The 14,085-nt window shown below is 68.8% G+C and carries 14 protein-coding genes; 7 read left to right on the top strand and 7 right to left on the bottom strand.

Features of this window, described 5'->3' with window-relative positions:
• Window positions 1-94 precede the first annotated feature (94 nt).
• Window positions 95-523, bottom strand: a complete 429-nt coding sequence (locus tag ACNQS7_RS29970; protein WP_055581829.1) for a CBS domain-containing protein — start codon at window positions 521-523, stop codon at window positions 95-97.
• A 140-nt stretch (window positions 524-663) separates the two neighbouring features.
• On the opposite strand from ACNQS7_RS29970, the gene ACNQS7_RS29965 reads away from it, so the two are divergent.
• From ACNQS7_RS29965 to ACNQS7_RS29955, 3 genes are all read left to right on the top strand, one after another.
• Complete coding sequence (locus ACNQS7_RS29965) at window positions 664-1,506, top strand: ribonuclease Z (protein WP_418015399.1); 843 nt, start codon at window positions 664-666, stop codon at window positions 1,504-1,506.
• A gap of 88 nt (window positions 1,507-1,594) precedes the next feature.
• Complete coding sequence (locus tag ACNQS7_RS29960) at window positions 1,595-2,986, top strand: PE family protein (protein WP_418015398.1); 1,392 nt, start codon at window positions 1,595-1,597, stop codon at window positions 2,984-2,986.
• 119 nt (window positions 2,987-3,105) lie between these two features.
• Window positions 3,106-3,435 carry a PE family protein gene (locus tag ACNQS7_RS29955; RefSeq protein WP_418015397.1) on the top strand — a complete coding sequence of 110 codons (330 nt, stop codon included), beginning with the start codon at window positions 3,106-3,108 and terminating at the stop codon, window positions 3,433-3,435.
• Between the two features lie 7 nt (window positions 3,436-3,442).
• Here the strand turns inward: ACNQS7_RS29955 and ACNQS7_RS29950 are convergent, their stop codons facing one another.
• The 3 genes from ACNQS7_RS29950 to ACNQS7_RS29940 are packed head-to-tail and all read right to left on the bottom strand — an operon-like array spanning window position 3,443 to window position 6,962.
• Window positions 3,443-4,282, bottom strand: coding sequence for a transglutaminase family protein (locus ACNQS7_RS29950; RefSeq protein ID WP_418015395.1), 840 nt, complete (start codon window positions 4,280-4,282; stop codon window positions 3,443-3,445).
• A complete protein-coding gene (locus ACNQS7_RS29945) occupies window positions 4,282-5,268 on the bottom strand; it encodes an alpha-E domain-containing protein (RefSeq protein ID WP_055580357.1) in 987 nt (328 codons plus the stop codon). The genes ACNQS7_RS29950 and ACNQS7_RS29945 overlap by 1 nt, the downstream gene beginning before the upstream one ends.
• Window positions 5,268-6,962: a circularly permuted type 2 ATP-grasp protein gene (locus ACNQS7_RS29940; protein WP_418015394.1), complete on the bottom strand. Its 1,695-nt coding sequence runs from the start codon at window positions 6,960-6,962 to the stop codon at window positions 5,268-5,270. Before ACNQS7_RS29940 ends, ACNQS7_RS29945 begins: the two co-directional genes overlap by 1 nt.
• Before the next feature lie 141 nt (window positions 6,963-7,103).
• Here ACNQS7_RS29940 and rpsT point away from each other — a divergent pair, with 141 nt between their 5' ends.
• Window positions 7,104-7,367 carry a 30S ribosomal protein S20 gene (rpsT, locus tag ACNQS7_RS29935; RefSeq protein ID WP_055580355.1) on the top strand — a complete coding sequence of 88 codons (264 nt, stop codon included), beginning with the start codon at window positions 7,104-7,106 and terminating at the stop codon, window positions 7,365-7,367.
• Window positions 7,368-7,395: 28 nt separating this feature from the next.
• Here rpsT and holA read toward each other — a convergent pair whose 3' ends face one another.
• From holA to ACNQS7_RS29920, 3 genes are read right to left on the bottom strand one after another with little or no spacing between them, the layout of a single operon-like run.
• Window positions 7,396-8,355 (bottom strand): DNA polymerase III subunit delta, encoded by a 960-nt coding sequence (holA, locus tag ACNQS7_RS29930; protein ID WP_418016205.1) that lies wholly within the window; start codon window positions 8,353-8,355, stop codon window positions 7,396-7,398.
• 30 nt (window positions 8,356-8,385) lie between these two features.
• On the bottom strand, window positions 8,386-9,891 hold the full coding sequence (locus ACNQS7_RS29925) for a ComEC/Rec2 family competence protein (RefSeq protein ID WP_418016204.1): 1,506 nt from the start codon (window positions 9,889-9,891) through the stop codon (window positions 8,386-8,388).
• A 44-nt stretch (window positions 9,892-9,935) separates the two neighbouring features.
• Window positions 9,936-10,769 (bottom strand): ComEA family DNA-binding protein, encoded by an 834-nt coding sequence (locus tag ACNQS7_RS29920; RefSeq protein WP_418015393.1) that lies wholly within the window; start codon window positions 10,767-10,769, stop codon window positions 9,936-9,938.
• A gap of 140 nt (window positions 10,770-10,909) precedes the next feature.
• Between ACNQS7_RS29920 and ACNQS7_RS29915 the strand changes: the two genes are divergently transcribed.
• The 3 genes from ACNQS7_RS29915 to ACNQS7_RS29905 all read left to right on the top strand — a co-directional run bounded on the left by ACNQS7_RS29915 (window position 10,910) and on the right by ACNQS7_RS29905 (window position 14,085).
• Window positions 10,910-11,689, top strand: a complete 780-nt coding sequence (locus tag ACNQS7_RS29915; RefSeq protein ID WP_418015392.1) for an SDR family NAD(P)-dependent oxidoreductase — start codon at window positions 10,910-10,912, stop codon at window positions 11,687-11,689.
• 112 nt (window positions 11,690-11,801) lie between these two features.
• Window positions 11,802-12,959 (top strand): acyl-CoA dehydrogenase family protein, encoded by a 1,158-nt coding sequence (locus ACNQS7_RS29910; protein ID WP_418015391.1) that lies wholly within the window; start codon window positions 11,802-11,804, stop codon window positions 12,957-12,959.
• Between the two features lie 7 nt (window positions 12,960-12,966).
• Entirely contained in the window at window positions 12,967-14,085 is a 1,119-nt protein-coding gene (locus tag ACNQS7_RS29905; protein WP_418015389.1) for an acyl-CoA dehydrogenase family protein, read from the top strand.

Here is a 14,085-nt window from a genome sequence, read left to right as displayed (position 1 = left end):
GTGAGCAGACGCAAAATCGCATTGGAGCGTTTGCTCCGGTGCGATTTTGCGTCTGCTCGCGGGTGGAACTCGCGCCTGGAACTCGCGGTGAGACTCAGCCCTGGGTGATGTAGGACTGCAGCTGCTGCTGCTCGGCCTCGAGCTCACCCATGCGGGTCTTGACCACGTCACCGATGCTGACGATGCCGATCAGCTTGCGGCCGTCGAGCACCGGCACGTGCCGCACCCGGTTCTGGGTCATCAACACGCTGATGTTGTCCACCGTGTCGGACTTCGTACAGGTGGCGACGGCACTGGTCATGATCTTGGAGACGGGACGCGACAACACGCTGGCACCGTGCACGTGCAGTTGGCGCACCACGTCGCGTTCCGACACGATGCCGACCACGCCCTCGTCGCCCATCACCACCATGGCGCCGATGTTCTGTTCGGCCAGACCGGCAAGCAGTTCCCGGACCGTCGCGTCTGGGTTGATCGTCGTCACCGCCGCACCCTTGTTCCGCAAGACGTCCGCGATCCGCATCAATGCCTCCCGTCGGTGGTGATCTGATTCACACAGGCTACGACTAACTCGGCCGACGGGAAAGGAGACATCCTGACCCGCAGGCACCCGAATCGGTCGATTGCGGTGAACACACCGGACCGGCTTGCAAGGATGGGGCCATGATCGAGGTCACCCTGCTCGGAACCGGAAGTCCCATCCCCGATCCCAACCGCGCCGGACCGGCCACCCTGGTGCGCGCGGGCGGTCAGGTGTTCCTGGTGGATTGTGGCCGCGGGGTCCTGCAGCGTGCGGCTGCGGTGGGCGTCGGCGCCGCCGGGCTGTCGGCGCTGCTGCTCACCCATCTGCACAGCGATCACATCGCCGAGCTCGGGGACGTGCTCATCACCAGCTGGGTGACCAACTTCGCGCCCGATCCCCCGCCGCTGCAGATCATCGGCCCGCCGGGAACCGCCGAGGTGGTACAGGCGACGCTCAAGGCGTTCGGCCACGACATCGGTTACCGCATCGCCCACCACGCCGACCTGAACGCACCGCCGCCGATCGAGGTCCACGAGCACACCGACGGGCCGGTGTGGGACCGCGACGGCGTGACGATCCGGGTGGCGCCGACCGATCACCGTCCGGTCGCGCCCACCATCGGATTCCGCATCGAGTTCGACGGCGCGTCGGTGGTGCTGGCGGGCGACACCGTGCCGTGCCCCACTTTGGACGAATTAGCCTCTGGCGCAGATGCTTTGGTGCACACGGTGATCCGCAAGGACATCCTGACCCACGTTCCGCAGCAGCGGGTGAAGGACGTCTGCGACTACCACTCGTCGGTGCAGGAGGCCGCCGCGACCGCCGCCCGCGCGGGCGTGGGCACCCTGATCATGACGCACTATGTGCCCGCCGTCGTGCCGGGCCAGGAGGAGCAGTGGCGGGCGTTGGCCGCCACCGAATTCGGCGGACGGGTCGAGTTGGGCGACGACCTGCACCGTGTGGACGTCTCGGCGCGGCAGTAACGGCCACGCTTCGCCCCGGTGGAAATGGATGTCCTCGCACTGACATCGAGGTACTATCCGCTCCTGCCGATTCGTCGAAAGGTGCCGCATGTCGTGGTTCGCCGTGGGGCCGGAGGCAGTCGCGGCTGCCGCGGACAGCCTGGCCGGCGTCGGCTCCACGATCGGTGAGGCCAATGTCGCCGCGGCTCTGCAAACGGCTGGCGTGCCGGCGGCCGCGGCCGATCAGGTCTCGGCGGCGGTAGCGGCGTTCTGGGGATCGCACGCGCAGGGCTACCAGAACATCGGCGCTCAGATGTCGGCATTTCACGACCAGTTCGTCCAGGCGCTGAACAGTAGTGGCGCGGCCTACGCCAACGCCGAGGCGGCGGCCGCGTCGCCGCTGCAGGATCTGCTCGGTGTTATCAACGCGCCGACTCAGCAGCTACTCGGGCGGCCGCTGATCGGTGACGGCGCGGACGGCGCAAACGTCGGCGGGATCGGCCAGGCGGGCGGCGCCGGCGGACTGCTCTACGGCAACGGCGGCCGCGGCGGCAACAGCACAGCGCTGGGCTTCGCCGGGGGCAACGGCGGAGCGGCCGGTCTGATCGGTAACGGCGGCCAGGGCGGGGCAGGCGGCATCGGCGCCCGCGGCGGAGTAGGCGGCAACGCATGGCTCCTGGGCGCCGGCGGCGCCGGTGGATCCGGCGGTGTCTCGGCCTTCGAAGGCATGGCCGGCAACGGCGGCAACGGTGGTATGGGTGGGCTCTTCGCCGGCAACGGTGGCGCGGGCGGGCCCGGTGGCGCGACCGGCGACAATACCGCTATCGCCGCCGGGGTTGGTGGCTTGGGGGGCGATGCTCAACTGTTCGGCAACGGCGGAGGGGGCGGGGCCGGCGGCGCCGGCGGCAGCATTCAGGGCGGTCAGGGTGGCGACGGTGGCGGCGGCGGCGCGCTGTTCGGCAATGGCGGTCTCGGCGGAGGCGGCGGAAACGGTAACTTCGGCGGCAATGGCGGTGCGGGCGGTTTGGCCGGCTACGGGTTCGGCGGCGGTGGCCAGGGCGGTCACGGTGGTGACGGCACCACGGCATTCGGCGGCAGCGGAGGCGACGGCGGCCGCTCGGCGGTGATCTTCGGCTCGGCCGGCGACGGCGGCGACGGCGGCGCAGGCGTCACCGGAGGGGGCACCGGCGGCACCGGCGCCGGGGCCGGACTGTTCGGCTTCGCCGGCAATGGCGGCAACGGCGGATCCGGCGGCGGCTTCGGCGGTCAGGGCGGGGAAGGCGCGTTCATCATCGGTAGCGGTGGCCAGGGCGGCGCCGGCGGCGCGGGCAACGCCACCAGCATCGACGGCGGCCCAGGCGGGGCCGGTGGCGATGCCCGGTTCATCGGCAACGGCGGCAACGGCGGCGCTGGCGGAGTAGCCTTCGGCGCTGGCACCAATGGTGCAGGTGGGGCGGGTGGTGCCCCTGGTACCTTCGGCAGCCCCGGACTGCACGGCTAATCAGACACGCGAATATAAATTCGTGCAGCGGCAACGGCTCAAAGCGCGTAATAATAGTTAGCGGGGCGAAAAGGCGGACTTCCGTCGTCACCCATCGTTGCCGAACTCGAGGTTGCCGCATGTCGTGGTTTGTCGCAGGACCGGAGGCGATAGCCGCTGCGGCCAGCGACCTGGCCCGTATCGGGTCGACCATCGGCGAATCCAACACGGCTACGGCTCAGCAGACGGCAGCGATACCCGCGTCCGCCGCCGACGGCGTTTCCGCGGCCGTCGCCTCGTTCTGGAACGCGCACGCCCAGGGTTACCAGGACATCAGCGCCCAGATGTCGGCGTTTCACGAGAAGTTCGTCCAGGCACTGACCGCCGGAGGCGCCGCCTACAGCAACGCCGAAGCCGCGGCGGCCTCGTCGCTGCAGGGCGTCCGCGACCTGCTGGGCCCGTCGGCCTGACGCTGCACTAGGCCAACCGGGTGATCTCGACTTCCACGTCGAGGTCGGTCGCACCCAGCCCGGAATAAATACCTTTCAGCGGCGACACGTCGGCGTAGTCGCGCCCGACGCCAACGCTGATGTACTGCTCGGAGATCTCGGTGTCGTTGGTGGGGTCGTAGTTCAACCAGCCACCGACCCACGCCTGGATCCAGGCGTGGCTGCGGCCCGCGACTGTCTTGCCGATCACGGCGTTAGGCTTGGGGTGCAGATATCCGGACACATAGCGCCCGGGAATCCCCATGCTGCGCAACAAGATCAGTGTCAGGTGCGCGAAATCCTGGCACACGCCCTTGCCCTTTTCCAACGCGTCCAGGCCGGACGAATGCACACCGGTGGTACCGGGCAGGTAGTCCAGCTCGCTGCGCGCCCAGCGGGCCGCGGCGACGACGGCCTCACCCGGGTCATGGTTCTTGGTGATCCGTTTGCCCACGGCGGCAACACGTTTGCTGTTCGGGGTGTAGTCGGTGGGACGCAGCACCTCGTCGTAGCGGTCGATCACCGCCGCCGACTGGAGCTCCTCCCAACTCGTCTTCTCCGCCGGCGGTTCCGGCCGCTCGGTCTCTACCACCGAGGAGGACGTCACCGTCAACTCGGTGTGCGGCGCATGCAGGTCGAAAGCGGTGACCGCGGTCCCCCAGTAGTCGATGTAGCGGTAGGACCGGGTGGCCGGGATGGTCTCCACCCGGTTGAGCACCACATTCTGCCTGGTGTTGGAGCGCGGCGTGAGCCGAGCCTCGTTGTAGGACGCCGTCACCGGCGACCGGTACGCATACCCGGTGGTGTGCACCACCCGCATCCGCCACATCAGGATTCTCCTTGAGTTTCCAGCGCATCGGCCAACTCGTCACGCTGCCGGGCATCCGTCCACGCCACCCACGGCGCGGCGTGAAAGTACTGCAGCGCCAACGCGTCTCCGACATCTCGGCAGGTCCGTTGCAGGCCCGCCAGACGATTCTCCAGGGTTTCGAGGAGCACTCCGGGCTGGACGAATTCCAGCTCGCTACGCGCCTGACCGAGCAGCCGCTGGGCTTCGGTGGTGGCGCCAATACGACTCTGCGGATTGTGCAGCAGCTCTTCGAGATTGTGTTCGGCCAGCCTCAGCGAGTAGAACACCGAACGGGGAAAAAGCCGGTCCAGCAACATGAACTCGACCACCCGGGCGGCATCCAGCGCGCCACGGTAGGTCCGCAGATAAGTGTCGTGCGCGCCGGCCGAGCGCAGCAGTGTCACCCAGGCCGGTGACGACGCGCTGTCCCCCACCCGGGACAGCAACAACCGCACCGTCATGTCGACCCGCTCGATCGCGCGCCCGAGGACCATGAAGCGGTAACCGTCGTCGCGGGACAAAGTGGAGTCGGCGAGTCCGGCGAACATCGCCGCGCGGCCCTCGATGAACGACAGAAACTCGTGCGGCCCAAGACGTTTGGCGGCGCGCTCACGTTCCGGCAGCGCGTGGTAGGTGGTGTTGATGCACTCCCACGTCTCGCTGGAGGTGACCTCGCGGGCCGATCGCGCATTCTCCCGCGCCGCCGAGATCGCGTCGACGATCGAGCAGCCGCCTTCGGTGTTGGGGCTGAACGCCACCAGGTCGGTCAACGACCAGACGTCGAGCCGATGATCGGGCGGCTCGATCCCGAGCACCTTCAGCAGCAGCCGGGAGGCCTGGTCGGGGTCGACACTGGAGTCCTCGAGCAGCTGGTGCACGGCGACATCCAGAATGCGGGCGGTGTCGTCGGCCCGTTCCACGTAGCGGCCGATCCAGTACAGCGCTTCGGCGTTGCGGGCGAGCATCAGCCGACCACCTTCTGCTGTTGCTGCTGTTGTTGTTGTTCCTTCTTCGGCGAACCTTCCAGCGGCTGGTGCGGCTGCTGCTGGGGTTGTGTCTGCGCCGGCCGGTTGCCGTCGGGGTGCTGTTCGGGCACCGGCCCGGGCAGCGACCGCACCACCTGGGCGCGGCCCAGTTCGCGGGCGGCCACCGACGTGCGCGGCGCCAGCACCCAGGTGTCCTTGGAACCGCCGCCCTGACTGGAGTTCACCACCCGGGAACCTTCGACCAACGCGGTGCGGGTCAGCCCGCCGGGGAGCACCCACACCTCGTTGCCGTCGTTGACGGCGAACGGCCGCAGGTCGACGTAGCGCGGCGCCAGGCTGCCTTCGATCCGGGTCGGCACGGTGGAGAGTTCCATCATGGGCTGGGCGATCCAGGCCCGCGGATCGTCGCGGATCTTCTTGCTGATCGCGGCGAGTTCCTTCTCGGAGGCTTCCGGGCCGAACACGATGCCGTAGCCGCCGGACCCCTCCACCGGCTTGACCACCAGCTCGCGCACCCGGTCCAGCACTTCTTCGCGTTCGTCGTCGAGCCAGCAGCGGTAGGTGTCGACGTTGGCCAGCAGCGGTTTCTCACCAAGGTAGTACTCGATGATGGTGGGCACGTAGGTGTAGACGAGCTTGTCGTCACCGACGCCGTTCCCGATCGAGCTGGAGACGACGACGTTGCCGGCACGAGCGGCGTTGACCAGCCCGGCCACCCCGAGCACCGAGTCGGCCCGGAACTGAAGCGGGTCCAGGAAGGCGTCGTCGATGCGACGGTAGATGACGTCGACTTGACGCTCCCCCTCGGTGGTGCGCATGTAGACCTGGTTGTCGCGACAGAACAGGTCGCGACCCTCGACCAGTTCGACGCCCATCTGGCGAGCCAGCAGCGAGTGCTCGAAGTAGGCCGAGTTGTAGACGCCGGGGGTCAGCACCACCACCGTGGGGTCGGCCTCGTTGGTGGCCGCCGAGTTGCGCAGCGCCCGCAGCAGGTGCGCGGAGTAGTCGTCGACGGTGCGCACCCGGTGGGTGGCGAACAGATTGGGGAAGACACGCGCCATCGTGCGCCGGTTTTCCATGACATACGACACACCCGACGGCGAACGCAGGTTGTCCTCGAGGACCCGGAAGTCGCCCTTGTCGTCGCGGATCAGGTCGATCCCGGCGACGTGGATCCGCACACCGTTGGGCGGGACGATTCCCACCGCCTCGCGGTGGAAGTGCTCGCACGAGGTGATCAGCCGGCGCGGGATCACCCCGTCGCGCAGGATGTCCTGGTCGCCGTAGATGTCGTCGAGGTACATCTCGAGGGCTTTGACCCGCTGCTTGATGCCGCGTTCGAGCCGGGTCCACTCGGCGGCCGAGATCACCCGCGGCACCAGGTCCAGCGGAAACGGCCGCTCCTGGCCGGACAGGGAGAACGTGATGCCCTGATCGATGAACGCCCGGCCCAGCGCGTCGGCCCGGGCCTTGAGTTCGGAGGCGTCGGTGGGCGCGAGCTCGGCGTAGATGCCCTTATATGGGCCGCGGACGTTGCCGTGGGCGTCGAACATCTCGTCGAAGGCTGCCGAATAGGCGTCGGAGGTGTTGTAGCCCTCGAAGATGCGCTCGGAACGGACGCGCGACCGCCGCTGGGTTGCCTCGATCTGGTTCGGAAAACTCACCTGTGTCATGCTGCCTCAATTCCCCCATCCCGGCAGACCGAGAGTTCCGCTTTTGGGCGAAAACGTAACCGACTGATAACCTGAGCAGTCGCTATCGGGTTGCAGATACCCCGAGCAAAGCCAAAACGAAACGGGATAGGGAACTGACGCGTGGCCAACATCAAGTCGCAGCAGAAGCGCAACCGCACTAACGAGCGCGCGCGGCTGCGCAACAAGTCGGTGAAGTCTTCGCTCCGCACGGCCATCCGCGCGTTCCGCGAGGCCACTCACGCAGGCGAGAAGGAAAAGGCGGCCGAACTGCTGCAGGCGACCAGCCGCAAGCTGGACAAGGCCGCGAGCAAGGGCGTAATCCACAAGAACCAGGCCGCCAACAAGAAGTCGGCGCTGGCGCGCTCGCTCAACAAGCTCGGCTGAGCCTTCTCCCGCTAACCGTGCGGGGCGGTCAATTCGAGGCCAGCTCCGCCACTTGCCGCACGGCGGACTCCAGCGCGTAGTCGGCGTCCACGACGGCACCCTTCACATTCGCATTCAGGGTGGCGACCACCCGCGAGGCCACCGCCAGCCGGTCCCGTGACCAGCGCCGGGCCTGCTTCTGTGCCTTCTGCACCCGCCACGGCGGCATTTTGAGTTGTCCGGCCATCCGGTATGGGTCGCCGGACAGCGGCATCACCACCCCGATGGTGTGGATCGCTTCTGCCAGGGCGTCAGCCAGGACCACCAGGGGCTCGCCGCGCAGCATCGCCCACCGCAGCGCCTCGGCGGCGCCGGCGACGTCTCCGACCACCGCCTTGTCCGCGATGTCGAAGCCCTTCACCTCGGCCTTGCCGCTGTGGTAGCGCCGGACCGCGGCAGCATCGACCATCCCGCCGGTGTCGGCGACCAGTTGCGAACAGGCGGAGGCAAGCTCCCGGATATCGGAGCCCACGGCATCCAGCAGCGCCGTCACGGTCTCGTCATCGACCCTGACCTTCAGCGCGCGGAACTCGCCGCGGACGAAGTCGCTGCGCTCGCCGGCCTTGGTGATTCGGGCGCACTGATGCACCAGGGCGCCTAACGACCGCAGGTCCGCGGCCAGCGCCTTGGCCCGCCCGCCGCCGGAGTGCACCACCACCAGCACCGTCCCCGCAGGCAGGTCCGCGGCGGCCGACGCCACCAGCGCGGCCGCATCCTTGCCCGCCTCCCCGGCGGCTTCCAGCACGATGATCCGCTCCTCGGCGAACAGCGAGGGACTCAGCAGCTCGGTCAGCTCATAGGTGCTGACATCGCCCGCCCGCATCCGGTTGACCGGGACGTCGGCGATCCCGGATTCCGCGCCCGCGCCGGCCCGCTTCCGGGCCGACCGCAGTATCTGCGCGACGGCCCGTTCGATCAGCAGTTCCTCTTCCCCCAGAACCAGGTGCAACGACGTATCCCCGCTCACCCCAAGATGGTGTCACGGGGGTACGACGGCTTCCGACACCGACCAGGCCAGCGCGCACCCCACGGTTGTCCAGGCCAGCACGACACGACCACCACGGCCGCGCGCCAGCACGACGACCAGGAGGGTCGCGCAGCCGACCACCAGCAGGCCCGTGACGCCGTTGGGCACCGGCACGCTCGCCCCCGGGACGCCGGAGGCCCAGTGCGCGACGTGCAGCACCCACCACACCTCAGGGCCGGTGAAGCGGATCAGTAGTTGGGCACCGGCCGGCCAGCCCACCGCCAGTGCTGCCGCCGCGGTACCCAGCACGGTGATGGGGGCGACCACCGGCGCCACCACCAGGTTGGCCAGGACGGCCACCAGGCTGAACCGCCCGGAGATGGCGGCGACCAGTGGCGCGGTCACCACCTGGGCTGCCCCAGCGACCGCGACCGCGTCGGCCAGCGGTTTCGGCCAGCCCCGTCCGACCAGCCGGCACGACCAGCCGGGGGCCACCACCACCAGCGCTGCGGTGGCGACCACCGACAACGCGAATCCCAGGTCGACGGCCAGTTGCGGAGCTATCGCCAACAACACCAGCACGGTCGCCGACAGCGCCGGAACAGCCTGGCGCCGACGTGAAGACAGCATCGCCACCAGCGCGATCGCGCCCATCACGGCAGCCCGCAATACGCTCGCCGTCGGCTGCACGATGAACACGAAGGCGACCAGGGCCAGCCCGGCCAGCAGCACAGCCGGCCGCGGCCCCACCAGGCGCGCCGACAACAGCACCGCGGCACACACGATCGTGACGTTGGCCCCCGAGACGGCCGTCAGATGGGTCATGCCCGCCGCCCGGAACTCTCCGCTGGTGACCGTTGACACCCGTGAGGTGTCGCCGAGCACCAGCGCGGGCAACATGGCGGCCTGGTCGGCGGGCAACACCCGGCGCACCGCGGCGGCGAACCGGCCGCGGACGGTGGACGCGGCCCGGTAGACCGCGGGTGCGCGGCCGAACTCGGGCCGGCCCGTCGCGGTCAGCACCGCGACCGTCAGATCACGACGGTTCGGCCGGGCGATGCGCGCGGTGAACCTCACCGGCCGGCCCACCGTCAACTCGTCCGCCGCACCGAAATCCGCAGCGTCGGCGAAAACTGTTGTGCATCCAGAACTTTCGTCGTCGCGGAACCGTTGCAGGGTGGCCCGGAACAGCAACCGGCCGCGCGGCAACGGCCGCGGGGTCTCGCTCGGGACGACGGTCACCGGCGCCACCGTGCCGAACGCCGCGGCAATCGGGTGGTGAGCGACCGCGTCCGCGCGCAGCGCGATTGCCATCCCGTATCCCGCGCCCACCACCGCGACCGCCATCAGCCCGGCGCAGACCGCGGCCGGCGCCGATCGGCACCGCGCCCGTCGCCACAGCGCCGCCGCGGCGACGGCTACCACCGCGCAGCAGCCGGCCGGCGCCGCGCCGGCCGGCCATACCGTGCCGGCCGCTGTCACGATCCATCCGGTCAGAGCGGCCGGAACCAGTCGCACATCCAGGCGCTCCACCGGATCGGGCTGCTGCCGGGGCACAGCAGTCAGACACGGACCAGCGAACGCAGCTTGTCCAACCGCGCCTGTCCGATGCCGTCCACCTCGGCCAGCTGATCGACACTGGTGAACCTCCCGTGGGCCTGCCGGTACGCCACGATCGCCGCGGCCGTGACGGGACCCACCCCGGGCAGTCCGTCCAGTTGCTCGACGGTCGCGGTGTTCAGATCGAGCGCTTCCCTGGCGCCGGCCTTCGGTTTCCCGGACGGGCTCGGGGCGCCCGAAGGCGACTGCGTGGCTGGTCCGCCGGCACCGACGGAGCTGCCCAGGACCGGCGGCTTGCCCGGAGCCGGCGCCAGCCCGACCACGATCTGTTCACCGTCGCCCAGCGGCCGGGCCATGTTGAGGCCGACGGTGTCGGCGCCGTCGACCGCTCCCCCGGCCGCCTGCAGTGCATCGGCGATTCGCGCACCCGGGGCCAGGGTGACCAGCCCCGGTTTGCGCACCAGGCCGACGACGCTGACCACCACCGGCCGGTCCGGCCCCGCGTTGGCCGAGGCCTTCGGCCCGCTTGACGAAACTCGTTCCACCGGAGGAAGTTTGGCTGAGGTCACCGGCGCAGGCCGGTCGCGGGCCACGGTGAAGACGGTGATCAGCACCGCGAGCGCGGCGATGACCGCCAGCGCGATGGCACCGGCACGGCCGGGATCGGCGCGCATGCGCTCCATCCAGTTCCGCGGCGCGGCAGCGTCGGGAAGCCACCGCGGCAGCAACGAATTCGGATCCTCGTCATCCGATTCCGATTCGGCGTCTCCCGGTTGCGGATCCAGGTCGCCGGCCAGCCGTCGCTGCAGTCGCTGGGCGGGTAGTTCGGTTCGCATGCCGTGACGGTATGTCCGGCGACCGTCGCAGGCGGCGCGCGCCGCCGGCCGGCGCGGCCGGCTGTGGATCAATCCACCGCTGTGGAAAAGCCACTCGCCAAGCATGTTTGGTGCACCATTCGGCGGGTAGCCCGGACGCCATGGGTTTAGCTCTGATCACCGGCGCATCGAGCGGAATCGGCCTGGAGTTGGCCAGGCGGTTCGCCGAGCACGGCTATGACCTCATCGTCGCAGCAGACGACGGCGGAATCCACGATGCCGCAAACACTCTCGGGCGCTCGGGCGTCAACGTCCGTTCCATCCAGGTGGACCTGCGCACCGGCAAGGAGGTGGAAGAGCTCTACCGGCAGGTCAGCACCGAGGGGCGACCGCTGGACGCGGCGGCGCTGAACGCCGGTGTGGGCCTCGGCGGGGCATTCCTGGACAGCACCGTCGAAGATGCGTTGTCCCTTGTCGATCTGAACGTGCGGTCCACCGTGCATCTGGCCAAACTGGTTCTGCCCGACATGGTGCGGCGCAACAGCGGCAAGGTGCTGTTCACGTCGTCCATCGCCTCGACAATGCCCGGCTCGTACCAGGCGGTGTACAACGCGTCCAAGTCGTTCGTGCAGTCACTGTCCCAGGCGCTGCACGACGAACTGCGCGACACCGGCGTCTCCGTCACGGCTTTGATGCCCGGCCCCACCGAGACCAACTTCTTCCGTCGCGCGGGCATGGCCGGCACCCGGATGGGTCGGATGAGCCGGAAGGACGACCCTGCCGAAGTGGCCAGGGAGGGTTTCGACGCGTTGATGGACGGCGACCGCAAGGTCGTCGCGGAGTCCATGCTGACCAAAGCCATGGGCATCGGCAACAGATTGCTGCCCGACTCGGTCAAGGCCGTGGCCAACCGGGTGATGTCGACACCGGTCCGCAGCTAGAAACGCCAACCGACCACCCGGTTGGCGAATGCCGGCGCGTAGCGCCTAACGTGCAGTACAGGACCGCCGTAACCCCCGCGCCGGCGGCCACCCCGCACACAGGAGGCTGCCGATGAAGCTGGCGCTCACGCCCGACGAAGCCGCGTTCCGCGACGAATTGCGGACGTTCTTCACCACCGAGATCCCGGTCGACATCCGGGAGCGGGTCCGCGACGGCGGGCATCTGACGCGCGACGAGATCGTCGCCACTCACAAGCAACTGCACGAGCACGGGATCGCGGTGCCGAGCTGGCCCGTCGAATGGGGCGGAAAAGACTGGACCCCCACGCAGTTTCAGATTTGGACCGACGAGATGCAGTTGGCCAGTGTCCCGGAGCCGTTGAACTTCAACACCAAGATGGTGGGCCCGGTGATCGCCGAGTTCGGCTCGCAGGAGGTCAAGGAACGGTTCCTGCCGCCGACGGCCAATCTGGATATTTGGTGGTGTCAGGGCTTCTCCGAGCCCGAAGCCGGATCCGATCTCGCCTCGCTGCGCACCACCGCGGTCCGCGACGGCGACAGCTACGTCGTCAACGGGCAGAAGACCTGGACGACGCTCGGCCAGTACGCGGACTGGATCTTCTGCCTGGTACGCACCGACCCTCAGGCGCCCAAACGCCAGGCCGGCATCTCATTCCTACTCATGTCCATGGACACCCCCGGCATCACGCTGCGGCCGATCAAGTTGATCGACGGCAGCGTCGAGGTCAACGAGGTGTTCTTCTCCGACGCCCGCGTCCCGGCCAATCAGCTTGTCGGAGAAGAGAATCAGGGCTGGAGCTACGCGAAGTTCCTGCTCGGCAACGAGCGGACCGGGATCGCTCAGGTGGGTCGCACCAAAGTGCGCCTGGCCGAGGTGAAGCGGCACGCCGCCGAGAACGGCCTGCTCGAGGACCCATTGTTCGCCGCACGACTGGCCGAAGCGGAGAACGAGGTGCTCGCACTGGAACTCACCCAGGCCCGGGTGGTGTCGAGTTCGGCGGGCGGCAAACCCAACCCCGCCTCCTCCGTGCTGAAGCTGCGCGGCAGCCAACTGCAGCAGATCGCCACCGAGCTGATGGTCGAGGTCGCCGGTCCCGACGCGCTGCCGGTGGGCGGGGACGGCATCGCCTCCCCGGAGTGGGCGCAGGCCAGCGCCCCGACCTACCTCAACTACCGCAAGACCTCGATCTACGGCGGTAGCAACGAGGTGCAGCGCAACATCATCTCCTCGACCATTCTCGGATTGTGAGGCTGTCATGGACTTTCAGTTGAGCGAAGAGCAGGCACTGCTGCGCGACACCACCCGGGAACTACTGTCGCGAAGCTACGACGCCGAGAGCCGCAACAAGGCGATCGACACCGAGCTGGGCTGGAGTCGCGAGGTGTGGAACCAGCTCGCGGAGATCGGGATTCTGGGCCTCGGGTTCGAGCCCGACGAGGCCGGGCAGCTTGAGATCATGGCGGTGCTCATCGAGGTCGGACGCCGGCTGGCGCCCGAACCCATCGTGCACGCCGCGCTGGCGCCCGGCTCGCTGATTGCCGAACTCGGCAACGACGCGCAGAAAGAACTGCTCGAAGAGGTCGCCGCGGGCCAGCGGCTGCTGGCCTTCGCCCACCTGGAGCCGGGTCAGCGCGGCGGGTCGGGGCAACCGGCCACCCGCGCTGTGCAGCAGGGGGATTCGTGGACGATCAGCGGACGCAAGAACCCGGTACTGGCCGGCGACTGCGCCGAGACGCTGGTGGTCAGTGCGGCGCTGCCGGACGGCGGCACCGGGTTGTTCCTGGTTGACGCCTCGCAGGACAACACCGCTGTCACCCGCTCGCCGTTCCGCACCTTCGACGGCCAGCGCGGCGCTCAGATCGATCTGGACGAGGCCGCCGCCGAACCTCTGGGTGAGGGCGCCGACGCCGGTCGAGCTATCGCCAACGCCATCATCCGGATCCAGTCGGCGCTGTGCGCCGAGGCGATGGGCGCGATGGAGGAAGCGCTTCGGCTGACCACCGATTACCTCAAGACCCGCAAGCAGTTCGGGGTCACCCTCAACAAGTTTCAGACGCTGACGCAGCGGGCTGCCGATATGTACGTGTCACTGGAGCTGGCGCGCAGCATGAATCTGTACGCCGCCATGTCGATCGCCGACGGCAACTACGACCCGGTGATCGCCGCGCGCGCCAAGCTGCAGATCGGCCGTTCGGGCCGGCACATCGGCCAGGAGGCGATCCAACTGCACGGCGGCATCGGCATGACCGCGGAGTACCCGGTGGGCCATTACACGGCCCGGCTCACCGCGATCGATCAGACGCTGGGTTCCACGGCGGATCAGCTGCGGGTCCTCATCGACCACCTCGGCGAATACGATCTCGCAAAGATCTGA

The sequence above is a fragment of the Mycobacterium sp. 23 genome, assembly GCF_048287075.1.
GTDB classification, from domain to species: domain Bacteria; phylum Actinomycetota; class Actinomycetes; order Mycobacteriales; family Mycobacteriaceae; genus Mycobacterium; species Mycobacterium gordonae_B.
The sequence above is the reverse complement of the archived record's forward strand: the minus strand, read 5'-3'. Positions and strand labels throughout refer to the sequence as shown.

What these genes read in the sequence shown, in the direction of transcription:
- ACNQS7_RS29950 (WP_418015395.1), bottom strand. Translation starts at nt 4,282, where the DNA reads ATGTGGCGGATGCGGGTGGTGCACACCACCGGGTATGCGTACCGGTCG.
- ACNQS7_RS29915 (WP_418015392.1), top strand. Translation starts at nt 10,910, where the DNA reads ATGGGTTTAGCTCTGATCACCGGCGCATCGAGCGGAATCGGCCTGGAG.
- ACNQS7_RS29920 (WP_418015393.1), bottom strand. Translation starts at nt 10,769, where the DNA reads ATGCGAACCGAACTACCCGCCCAGCGACTGCAGCGACGGCTGGCCGGC.
- ACNQS7_RS29910 (WP_418015391.1), top strand. Translation starts at nt 11,802, where the DNA reads ATGAAGCTGGCGCTCACGCCCGACGAAGCCGCGTTCCGCGACGAATTG.
- ACNQS7_RS29955 (WP_418015397.1), top strand. Translation starts at nt 3,106, where the DNA reads ATGTCGTGGTTTGTCGCAGGACCGGAGGCGATAGCCGCTGCGGCCAGC.
- ACNQS7_RS29905 (WP_418015389.1), top strand. Translation starts at nt 12,967, where the DNA reads ATGGACTTTCAGTTGAGCGAAGAGCAGGCACTGCTGCGCGACACCACC.
- ACNQS7_RS29945 (WP_055580357.1), bottom strand. Translation starts at nt 5,268, where the DNA reads ATGCTCGCCCGCAACGCCGAAGCGCTGTACTGGATCGGCCGCTACGTG.
- ACNQS7_RS29940 (WP_418015394.1), bottom strand. Translation starts at nt 6,962, where the DNA reads ATGACACAGGTGAGTTTTCCGAACCAGATCGAGGCAACCCAGCGGCGG.
- ACNQS7_RS29960 (WP_418015398.1), top strand. Translation starts at nt 1,595, where the DNA reads ATGTCGTGGTTCGCCGTGGGGCCGGAGGCAGTCGCGGCTGCCGCGGAC.
- ACNQS7_RS29965 (WP_418015399.1), top strand. Translation starts at nt 664, where the DNA reads ATGATCGAGGTCACCCTGCTCGGAACCGGAAGTCCCATCCCCGATCCC.
- ACNQS7_RS29970 (WP_055581829.1), bottom strand. Translation starts at nt 523, where the DNA reads ATGCGGATCGCGGACGTCTTGCGGAACAAGGGTGCGGCGGTGACGACG.